8 protein-coding genes are annotated in these 10,945 nt (G+C 56.9%); 6 read left to right on the top strand and 2 right to left on the bottom strand.

Annotated elements, in window-relative coordinates:
* The first annotated feature begins 650 nt into the window (after positions 1 to 650).
* From J2045_RS09620 to J2045_RS09595, 6 genes are all read left to right on the top strand, one after another.
* A complete protein-coding gene (locus tag J2045_RS09620) occupies positions 651 to 992 on the top strand; it encodes a hypothetical protein (RefSeq protein ID WP_307372081.1) in 342 nt (113 codons plus the stop codon).
* A gap of 2 nt (positions 993 to 994) precedes the next feature.
* Complete coding sequence (locus tag J2045_RS09615) at positions 995 to 1,264, top strand: hypothetical protein (RefSeq protein WP_307372080.1); 270 nt, start codon at positions 995 to 997, stop codon at positions 1,262 to 1,264.
* Between the two features lie 123 nt (positions 1,265 to 1,387).
* Positions 1,388 to 2,233 carry a hypothetical protein gene (locus J2045_RS09610; RefSeq protein WP_307372077.1) on the top strand — a complete coding sequence of 282 codons (846 nt, stop codon included), beginning with the start codon at positions 1,388 to 1,390 and terminating at the stop codon, positions 2,231 to 2,233.
* Between the two features lie 115 nt (positions 2,234 to 2,348).
* Complete coding sequence (locus tag J2045_RS09605) at positions 2,349 to 4,589, top strand: TnsB C-terminal domain-containing protein (protein WP_307372076.1); 2,241 nt, start codon at positions 2,349 to 2,351, stop codon at positions 4,587 to 4,589.
* A 76-nt stretch (positions 4,590 to 4,665) separates the two neighbouring features.
* Positions 4,666 to 5,670 (top strand): AAA family ATPase, encoded by a 1,005-nt coding sequence (locus J2045_RS09600; RefSeq protein ID WP_307372073.1) that lies wholly within the window; start codon positions 4,666 to 4,668, stop codon positions 5,668 to 5,670.
* Positions 5,671 to 5,687: 17 nt separating this feature from the next.
* Entirely contained in the window at positions 5,688 to 7,520 is a 1,833-nt protein-coding gene (locus J2045_RS09595; RefSeq protein WP_307372070.1) for a TniQ family protein, read from the top strand.
* 60 nt (positions 7,521 to 7,580) lie between these two features.
* Here the strand turns inward: J2045_RS09595 and J2045_RS09590 are convergent, their stop codons facing one another.
* Together J2045_RS09590 and J2045_RS09585 are read right to left on the bottom strand one after the other, a co-directional pair.
* Positions 7,581 to 8,279 carry a hypothetical protein gene (locus tag J2045_RS09590; RefSeq protein WP_307372068.1) on the bottom strand — a complete coding sequence of 233 codons (699 nt, stop codon included), beginning with the start codon at positions 8,277 to 8,279 and terminating at the stop codon, positions 7,581 to 7,583.
* Between the two features lie 296 nt (positions 8,280 to 8,575).
* On the bottom strand, positions 8,576 to 10,837 hold the full coding sequence (locus tag J2045_RS09585; RefSeq protein WP_307372066.1) for an AAA family ATPase: 2,262 nt from the start codon (positions 10,835 to 10,837) through the stop codon (positions 8,576 to 8,578).
* Between the last annotated feature and the right edge of the window lie 108 nt (positions 10,838 to 10,945).

Below are 10,945 nucleotides of genomic sequence, written 5' to 3'. Positions count from 1 at the left end.
TCATTTTGCATCCCGCCACAATTGTTGACATGCGCCCCAACCCGGAGGACTTGCGGGCTGTTGCATACGATAAGTTATTCTGTAGACGCCCGCCCCGATATGTGAGTTAATCTCCATTAACCATGATCGGCGGAGGCACCGATGATACGAATACCAGTCACACCCGTCGGCGAGATCTGAGCCCTCGAATTGCAGAAGCGTGGCGCGATTGTGCGCTGAAAGCGGATTTTGCAACCTGTGCCTGCTGAAAAAATTCGTATTCCAGACTTGTTCAGCCTGAAGTCGCCTGCGCCACTTTTCCATATGTTCTATGACCATTTCATCGTTGGCCATCCGACAAGGAGACCTCAATGAAAGCCATGTTCATACCGGCGACGGACCGCATCTCCGACTGCGGATCCGCGATCAAACTCTGATTCAAACCTGAACATTCTCAAGTTTTTTCCAGCCGTGCACCACGTGCTCGGACGCGCCTTTGCGCGCTCAAGAAAGAATTGCCGATGACTAGAACTGAACCTGCTTCAGCCCGCGCACCGCCCTTCTGATCCATCCGCGCAGAGCGGCACTTTCGAATTCAGATCCAGCCCGATCTCCGGAGTTTCCGGGGAAAGGGAGACGCTTGCCCAAATGTCAGCAGTCGAGGACAAGAGATGAAGACTACCGAACCGACACCCGTCAGCGCCCCTTTCACCGCAAAAGAGGCGAAGATCCACACGTACTTTGCCGTTCGCGCCGCGCGCAAAGAAGGCTGGGCGAACACGTCTGCGCAGTTCCGTGCCATGAAGTGCGAATGCCTGCGTCATGGCCTGCGCGCCTGCGACTTCCAATATTTCAGGAAGCGCATTCGCGCGATGCGCGGATATCACCTTTTCTGGACCACCCGCCGCACCTCGACCGACTTGTCACAGAAAATCGTCGAACGCACGCCTCGCGCAGAGACGGTTGCGTCTCTTCTTCGCGCGCTTGATCGCATCTCGATCGTTGGATGGTGAGTATGTCCGAAACGAAAAAGAACGCAGTCCGACCCGCCCTCGCCGTCTCGATCGGATCGAGCGGCCGCCGCTTCGTAGACAAGAATGCGCTCCAGAGGCTCGGGCTGGCGAGCGACGAGTTTTCAGTCGATCTCGGCTTCATCCTTCGCGCTGCAGGGCTCTGGGAATGCCTATCCCGCGCTCAGAAACTGCGAATAAAGCGCATGCCAATGATGCGAGTGACGACCGAGACACAGGGGGCCACGCGTCGCGGCCAGCAGCGCAAACGCTGACTGCGATCCGCGCGCTGCCTTCCTCCCGGCTGAGGCGGCGCGCCTTTACCCATACCTTTCATACAGAGGCTGCTGCGGCGCCAAGTCAGTGACTGGCTGCCCCTGGCAAGCGAGGAGTGAATAATGCGCGACACCAGAATTCTTGAGGCCTTGATCCGCCGTGAGCGCGGCCTCTCCCCCCTGTGCAGGCCAGACAGCCCGATCATCGGCTGGAGTGACCGACCGGTTTCGGGCCGCTTTGTTATTCCCGGCATCACTCCGGACGGCGACCCCGGCCTCACGGAGGCGGAGGCATGGGGGCGGGCCGACGTAGTATGGGAGGCCCCAATGCCATCTACAGCAAGCCGCCACCCTTCGAAGCGATCTATGCGGTCAGTCCGCGGCAGCCTGGTCGACATCAGCCGTAACCGCGTTCTTGTATTCGAAAGCGTGCTGGAGGCATTCCTGCTGCAAATGCTCATCAGCCGCCGAAACATTGCGCTGATCGAGGATCAGCCGCCTGCAATTCCCTTCCGACTGGACGGCATTTGGCACGAGCACACCGTGGATGCGCGTGTCACCTATAGCGACGGCTATCGCGAAGGCCTTGTCGTCAAGCCTGCCTCTCAGCTTGAGGAGGACAGGACGCCTGAAAAAGTTGCGTCCTTGAAGGCCGAGAACCTCCCGACGTTCGCGGACAACATCATCTACCTAACCGAGTTCAACATCACCCGGGCGAAGGGCATGAACGCGACGGAGATCAATTCCTCCCGCAAGGCTCGGAATCAGGGAGAATGTAACGAAGTGCTGGCCGCACTACAGAGCCTGAGGCGACCTGTCCCGCTGTGGGAGCTGGTCGCCTCGATGCCCAACCCGGCATCTGTGATGGATGCCGCCCGATGCCTGATCTACGACGGCAGCGTCAGGCTCCATCATCCGGGCCGCCGTATGACCGACGCATCCATCGTCTCTGCCTACTGGAAAAACTAGAGGTCGCCGCAATGCCCGATGAACCCCATCAGCGCGCGCCGGTCTCCGGCAATTCTGATCTAGCACCGTTGCTGGTCGACACAACCGTTTCCGCCCATCCCTGCCAGGTATTCTAATGATGGACTTCCCACCCTTCTCCATTCCGCCGTATTCCCGCATCGTGATCGACGGGGTTGAGATGAACCTCATCGAGGACGGCGCGAATGGCAAGGTTTTCGAGCCGGTGGACAAGTCCCGCCTGCCGGAATTTTTGTCGAACAAGGACATCATCGCCCTGCTCCATCACGGATCAATGGAGATTGTGAAGGGCCGCTACGACCCGAGGAAACTCGAGCTGGCGGACCGCTTCCCCTACCTTCGCGATCTCCCGGAAAAGAAGCAGAAACAGATCCATTTTCGGTTGGAATGGATCATGCGCTTCCGTGGAAAAGGAGCCCGCGAGGGCAACATCGATGACAACCGGATGCAGCAGATCCTTACGGAGATCCGCTCGGAATACGCCCGAGACATGGTGCTTGCACGCAAGAATTCGCATGCCAAGTCGAAGTACAGCTACGAGGACGGCGAATTCAATCTGCGACTGATTGGCGCGAGCACACTTCGGCGGTGGTACCGCGACTACTCGCTCTCCGGAGACGATTGGCGCTCTCTGGTCGATGGTCGCGGATCCGGCGAAAAGAAGAGCAAGTTCACCGACGAATCCCGCGAACTCGAGGGCCGTATGCTTAAGAGGTATCTTTCAAGCACGCGGCCGAATGCAGCTTACCTCTTCAGAGTCATGAAGGCGATGGAGCGGCGTATTAACCGAAATCGCCGGGCGAAAGGCCTCACCAACTTTATCAAGGTCTGCGAACGCAGCACCTTCTACAACCGCATCGAAGATCTGCCGGATGACATGAAGTTCATCGCCCGCGAAGGCGAGAAGCTCGCCCGCATGCGATACCTAATCGTCGCGGGCCGGGAAAGAGGTCTTCCACTCGATCTAGTCGAGGGCGATGAGTGGAAGGTTGATCTCGTTGTCCTTCTCAATAAAGCCAAGGTCTGGGATTGTCTGGACAAGGTCGAGCAAGCAGCCTTTCGGAAGGCGTCCAAGCGGGTGTGGATCAGCGTCGCCATCGACTATGCCACCAACTGCTTCCTCGCCTTCCGGCTTCACGAGCGCGCCCCCTCGGTAGAAACAGCGCTGGCGACATTCATCCAGACCAACATGGACAAGACCCGCTTTGCAAAAGCGGCCGGATGCAAGACCCCGTGGAACATGTACGGCGGCCTGAAGGACGTGCGCGTTGACAGCGCTGCTTGGTACGAAGCGGAGGGCTTTGCCGCTAGCATCACTGATGCTGGCGCGCGGATTGCCTATCCTCCAGCAGCGCTGCCGCCGCTGAGGGGAACCGTAGAAAGGATGTTCGGAATCCTTGGATCGCTGGCACTGCAAAACTTGAGCGGGCGAACTTTCAGCAATGTGGTGAAACGTGGTGATCGCGATCCCCGCAAGGAGGCAAGCGTCGATATAGACGCTCTGTCACAGATCTTTGTCCGGGTCATTGTCGATATCCATCACAACACCCGCAGCACCGGAAAACTTGGGGGCCTGACTCCGCGGGAGGCCTGGAACCAGCTAAGTCACCATAAGCAGAAAATTCCTGCTCCGCTGTCCGGCAGTCTCATCCGGCATGTGTTCGGTGTGAACTACACACGCATCATCCAGCGAGCGGGGATCAAGTTGTTCGGGATCCGCTATCAGTCGCTACAGATCCAAGAATTGAGACGCGACGATACCGATCGGGAGGTCGTCGTCCGAGTGAACATCTACGATCTTGGCGCGATCACCGTCATTTGCGGGGCCTACGCCTACACGGTACCCGCCGTGCTCGAAGGCATGAAGGGCCGAGACTACTGGACTTGGACCGCGGTCGCGCGCGAGCTGGATCTCGAAGACACGCAGAATGCCGAGCGGACACAGGAGCAGCTTGATGACGCATTTTTGGCAGTTGACGCGGCTGGAGACGCCGCGCGCGCCGCCACCAATCTCGGATCGCCAATCCCGACCGCGAAGCAATTCGCCGCCGTCGACAGGAGGATCACGCAGACCCTCCAGATCGTTGCGGAGAGCAAATACACGCAGGAGGCTCGCGAGCAGGATTTCAATCGGTCAAGCTTCCTGAGCGAGGTTTGGGGCTTGGATGACGAACCAGAACCCGACGACCTCGACGTACCAGCAGGAGATATCGTCAAGGCCGAGGCCGAGGAGGCCGCTAGGGCAGCACGTCGTAGGTCATCGCGGAACTCAGCTAAAGCCACTCCCGAATCCGAACAGGGCGGCTCAACGGATGACGATTTCTATAACCAGTTCTGAACCAAGGAGTGCGAACAACATGGATATCCAGCCTTCCCGCGCCCGCCTCGAGGCAATCGCACGTCTCCGAGCAAACATGAGCGAGGACGAAATCCGGTCGGCAGGCCGCACCGCCGAACTATTCAACCGACACTGTGCGATGGCGCGCGACGAGATGGTGAGAGGCCATATGAAAATCATGATGGCCAGCCTCATCTCCCCCCATTCCGACCAGTACAAGGAGCATCGGATCCTCTTCCTTGTTGGAGAATCCGACAGCGGAAAGTCTCAGACACTTAAGCACGTGATGCCGTCGTTCGGACTCACTCCCTACGCAGACGAGGATGGAGAGGCCCAACCGCTTCTCAGACTGAAGATGCCAACCCCCTGCACCTTGCGCAACATCGCGGTTGAATGCCTTCGTGTTCTCGGGATGCCGGTCCGCGGCGACATCCGCGAAGGTGTCGTCTGGCCGATCTTCCGCAAGCAGATCGTTGCCCGCCGCATCGTCTTGATCGTATTTGATGAGGCACAACGCATGATGAGGATGGACAACGAGAACGAGCTCCAGAAGGTATCCGACACCCTCATCACATTGGTGGAGATGGAGGACTGGCCGATGCGCATGGTTCTCTGCGGAATTTCGATCCTTGAGACGCTACGAGATCGCGACGATCAGATGCGCAACCGTTCGCAGATCGTACGGTTTGATTCGGTATCCGAAAAGAATGCTGGAAAGGTCGGCGAGTGGCTTACGGAAATTGTGACCGATCATGCGTCTCTCGGGCTGGGGGACATCCCAGTCGAGGACTATTCGATGCGCCTCATCAAAGCCTGCGAGGGTAACGTCGGCTCGATCATCAAGATGATTCGGTCTGCGGCTGGCATCGCGATCACCGACGGTCGATCCGTGATCGAGAGAAGCGATTTCGCCAAGGCCTATCACCGCAAGACCGCTTGTACTCCACAAACAAATCTGTTCGAGGTGGCAAAATGGACCACGCTCGAGGGAGGCCTCGCAAAGTCCCGCGCCGGTTCTGATCCTGTTGATGCCACCACAGTTCCTGCCCCCAAGATGAAGCCTGGCGAGCGACCACGATGACATCGAACGGAACGCGGGTGACCTACTACGACGACGAAAGCTTGAAAAGCTTTGTTAGTCGTCTTGCCTCATCGAACTTCTTCTCCAGCATACGCGAATTTGAGAAATTGACGAATTTCTCGCGCTACGGGGCAGTCATGGGTGACACGACAGCTTTGGATCAATTGGCGGACATGGCGGGAGTTAACCGCCGACTGGTCCAGGATCGAGCTGCGGGATACAGCCGACTAGGTGATGGAACCCAACTGAGCGGAAATACGTTCGGTCGCGCTCGATACTGCCCCTGCTGCATCAGCGACGACCTCCATAATGGGAAGGGGCGGCTAGAATCTCGCCCATACGTTCGGACGCTTTGGGAGCTTTCCTTTATCCGTTCCTGTGCCGCGCATGGAGTGCTGCTTCGCTCGCTCACCAATCACGGACAGGATCCTTGGGACTACTCCAATCGGCTCCAGCGCGAACGTTCGGAGCCGCAATTTAGCGAGGCCGCGGTAGCCGTCGAACACAGCGCGTTCGAACTTTATGCCGCCGAGCGTCTTTGGGGTCGAAGCGAGCCCGGACGTTGGCTTGACGAGCTTCCCTTCTACGTGGCTGGACAACTGTGCGAATGGGTTGGAGCAATCATCCTATTTGGGAGGGAGTTCAAGTCCAACGACTTGGACGAGTTGGAATGGCACCGCGCGGCCGCGACGGGCTACGAAATTGTTATCGAAGGACGTGACGCCTTTGTCGATTTCCTTAAGTCGTTGCACGGCATCTTCTTCGAAGGCAAGCACCATTGCGGAACGCGCAAGGTTTACGGGCGTCTCTACGAGCGGTTGGCCCGCGAACAGGAGGACAGCAGCTTTGACGTAGTAAGGGAAATCGTCGCAGACACGGCGGTTAATCATCTACCTTTTGGTCACAGCTACGAACTCTTTGGTCTACAAGTGAGGCGCAAGCTCCACTCTCTCTACACGCTCTCCCGTTCAACCTCCATGCATGAAACGACTCTGCGGAAGCTACTGCAGGGGGCCGGTTGGCTGGCGCAGGACGTAACCCAGTTGAGCGCGCATCGCATTATCTTTGACGCAGACGAGGCAACCAGGTTCGTCAAGGAGATTCAAGAGCATTTGAAGCCTGCCGAAGCTCGGAGCTACCTTGATGTCACAAGGACACTTTGGGACACCTTGCTTCAGGAAAATCTTATCGCCAAACGGGCACTGATCGATGACGGCGCCCGCAAGCTCACGCCCCTGTATCTCCGCGCGGATCTCGATCAACTCCTCGAAAGGCTGCACGCTGGAGCCCGTGCCCCGAACGATGACTGCACCGCCCGCGTGACGATCCCGGTGGCCATCAAGAAAGCGAACTGCAGCTTCTGCGAGATCCTTCGACTCCTTCTCGACGGAAAACTAAGGAATGCGACGGTCGATCCCGGAGCTGCAGGGATTGGGGCTATTCTTATTGACGTAGCGGAGGTACGGGAACTGACCCGGCTCGGCGACCATGGGGGCCTTGGAGTTGCGGAAGCAAGCGAGAAACTGGAGCTTCGGCCCAAGGTTCTAGAACAGCTCACAAAGGCCGGGTTTCTAAACGCGGAGGTTGCCGTGAACCCCGTCAACCGATGCCCGCAGACGATCTACCGCCAAGGGGAACTCGATAGGTTTTCGGATGAATTTGTGTCACTGTTCGGATACGCGGCGCGCCTAGGCGTGCACTTCAAAAAGGCCAAGAAGGATCTGGAGAGTGCCGGCGTGCCGGTGGCGATCTCGACTGATGCCGTTAGTGCGACCTTTTATCGGTGGAAAGACATTCGGGCTGCCGGGCCGAGGTTCGCGAAGCTTGGTGTCGCGTTTGCGTTTCAGTGAAGGCGGGACCGGATCACACCGCGGAACTCGCGCGGTGTAATCCGCATCGGCCCACGTATCCTATGTTTTTTTAGTAGTCGAGGCCACGCGGCCTTCTTTGATCTCCTCGATATAGTCATTCAGCGCAGTTCCTCCGGTGATCGTCCTGCAGGTAGCACCATGCGATGTGGCCTTCTGCTGAAAATCGTTGAATATCACGATCGCCTCCTCCCAAATATGTGCGGCGCTAATGAAACGTGTTCGGCGCTCGGACACACTCCGTCGATCCTTTTCCTCTTTTACTTCTTCGCTCAAGTAAACTTCAGTGATCCTCTCATTGATGGCAAAAATGTTGCTACGGAAACGGATTAGGTCTGAGATGACCTCCGCAGGGAGTCGCGTGGTGTCAAACTCTCGCAAGGCATAGACCATCTCGGTCGTCCGGTTACCCTGCAACCTACGTCTTCGTTCTGCCTTTTCTAAAGTGACCGCATTATCAAGCCTTTCGGTAACCGCGGCTATCGCATGGAATGAAAGCGTATGAGCTGCCCGCACAGCGGCACTCCGTTCTTCCGAGGAAGCCGCACTCTGGCTGCGTGTTTGATAAGCAGCAATTCCAAAACCTGTAACGATTGCTATTACAGCGCCGACTGCCTGGACCCAGTCTGCAGTTCCATTTGTTGGAAAAATCGAGTTTAAACACGAAGCGCTCCATACTGAGGCGATGAGTATAGCCACGACGATGATGGCAGAGACGGTGAAATACTTGATGAGTGACATTGGGCAATCCTAGGAGGGCGTGTGCAAACACGTGACATGGCTGAATTAATTTCTCGACAACATGATTAGCGAGACTTCGCAGCCAACATCACGTCGAAACCAACTCTCAGCGTGGTGATTGCCACGCTTGTCCGAGAAGTAGGACCCAAGCTTGCAACGGTCGGCATGCCGGTCAAGTTTCAATGAAGGTGGGGCCAGATCACGCCGCGAAGTTACTGTACGGGAGATGATATAGGGACGCCGCTGAACGTCGAGCGCGGAAGGCAGTCTCCGAAAAAATATGGCTGCGAACGCCATCAGTTACAGAGCTTTCTCACTCCTGCGAGATGCTTCGGATCCACGTGCTCCATCATCTCGATCAGCGCGTTGGCGGCTGCTCGCGTTTCCTCCAGGGTCATCGACGAGAACGATAGAAGGTCATCGAGATTGTCCGAGTGAGACTCGATTTGGGAGAGGCGTTCGAGGGCTCTCAGTCTGTCGCGATCGAGTTCCGGGTAGTCTCCGTAGAGTTTGTCCATCTGCCCAATCAGTCCCGAACTGCCTGGGCACTTGAAGGCAAGAAACACATCGAGCACGCGGCGCATCACGTTCGGCAGCATGTAGCCATGGTCATCGTGCGCGTCCGGTGCTTTGATGAACTTCAGAATGTGGCTGAATAGGAAGTGATATTCGGAGTCGTATTCCCTCAGCAGCTTTGACATCTCGACGATCGTGGACGTCCGCTTTGTCTGTCCTTCCAGCATTGCAACGTCAATGAAGAGGAATGTCGCGGTCGGATCCTTGCCAACAGGTGGCCGAGCTTTCCCTTTCCACGCCTTCCGAAATTCGTTCATGCATTGGAGATTGTGGGTCAGGATGATTACTTGGCCAGCCTTTTCGAGCCTTCCGCGAACAAGCGAGCATGCAAAATTGAGAGCCTTGGTGTCCAGGCTTGAGACGGGATCGTCGACGACTACGATGACATCCTTCAGCTTGCGATTTTCGGCTTCGATCGAAGACAGGAAATAAGAGATGGCGATTGCCGTCTTCTCTCCTTCGCTGGGGATGCCGGTGATAGGTGTTCCATGGCGTTGGAGCTGATAGCCTTCCGCCATCGGGTGGATCGTCAGCTCTCCGTGTCCGAGGTAGGATGCAACTAGTTTGTTGATCATCGCCGCCGCCGGACCGTGCGCCCGGATTTTCTGCCGCAGCTCGGTTGCTCCCTGCTTCAGTCGATCCAGCTTGTCTCCTTTGTTTCCCACCTCGAGCGTCGCGTCGCACAGATCCTTCTGATACTGGGCAAACTCACTGCGGGCTTCCAAAAGAAAGTGGCGCCGGATAGCAATTTCGGCGTTGTTCTTGTGCCTGTTGAAGTCACCCGCAGCGGTGTTGTGTGAGCCGATCAGCACGTTCAGCGAGGCAATCGCTTCACCGAGCGTGGTCGCTGCATCGATGACCTCGGCTTCAGAGGCAAGTGCTGAAAGGTCCGCCGGCGATGCCGGCCGAGCTTGCTTTGCCTCGAGGACCACCTGAAGGCTCTGCAATTTCTTGAGCGTCCTTTCAACACCCTGCTCGACATCCCTTCTTGCCGCCCCACCCCGCTCGCGAAGCTCCGAAACGTATGTGTCACTCAGAGGTAGGCTGTTGACGATCCCGGAAAGAGATGCGAGCAACTCGCTCAAGCGCTCGGCTGTCCTTCCAAGGCGGGAAATGAACTCATCAACGCGATTATCGAGCGCTGAATTTAGTTGAGCACGCCTCTCACTCGTTACGACATTGCCGCAATACAGGCAGTTCTCGATCTCGTTGACACTATGGAATTCGTGCCCATGCTTCACCCACATTAGCATGGAAGGGTGGCGCTCAATCTCATCCAATGCAATCGTCGCAAGTGACTGGGCGCAGATCTCGACAATGAACCGATAGGCGTTGCCGATGCTTGCTTCATCAAAAACGATCGGCTCGATAGTCGGCATCGGCTCGGCAAGTCTCCGCGTCTCTTCGGCGGCACGGAATTCGGCATCGGTCAGCCCGGTGCCGGTATCGTCTTTCCAGGAATCATAGTCATTGGAGAAAGCTGGCGCCTCATATTTGCGGCTGCCGAGATGCAGGTGCGCGGCGATCGACTTCGCGCGCTCCCGCTTGAAGGTTCCGAAGGCTTTCTCGGCAGTCTTCTCGGTCGCCACAGCGAGCAGTCTGGCCGTTTCGGTCTGAACGATCTCGCTCTCGATCTTGGTCAGTTCGGCGGCAGCTTCAGTTTGCTCGGCACCGATATAGAACACCGGATTGGCAAACCCTGCACTCCACTGGAGGTTCTGCTCGATGTAATCGGCGTTGAAAACCAAGACGCGTTTTTCGAGGCCCGCCGGGTTCGATGGGTGTCCGTAGACGGACCCGTCGTCAAGGGAGACTTCGAATGAGCATCCTTCAGGTAGGCGCGAATGCGGTACCCCCGCTTGTAAACTCGCGAAGAGCCGCGACAGCGTGCTCTTTCCCGAGCCATTGAAGCCGTAGATTAGATTGAACTGTCGAAGCTCAAGTGAGGCAGACTTCGCGTTACGATCGGCATGGATACCCATGCCCCTCATAGATCGGATATTTGTGATAATCCCCATGGAGGAAGCTCACAGTACAACCGAATTCTTGTCAACAAGTTGCATAGCCGCTCTTACGCAAATTTATCGTGT

It is taken from the genome of Peteryoungia aggregata LMG 23059 (assembly GCF_030814435.1).
GTDB lineage: Bacteria > Pseudomonadota > Alphaproteobacteria > Rhizobiales > Rhizobiaceae > Allorhizobium > Allorhizobium aggregatum.
Note: the sequence above shows the minus strand (reverse complement) of the source record. Positions and strands in the feature narration are given on the sequence as shown.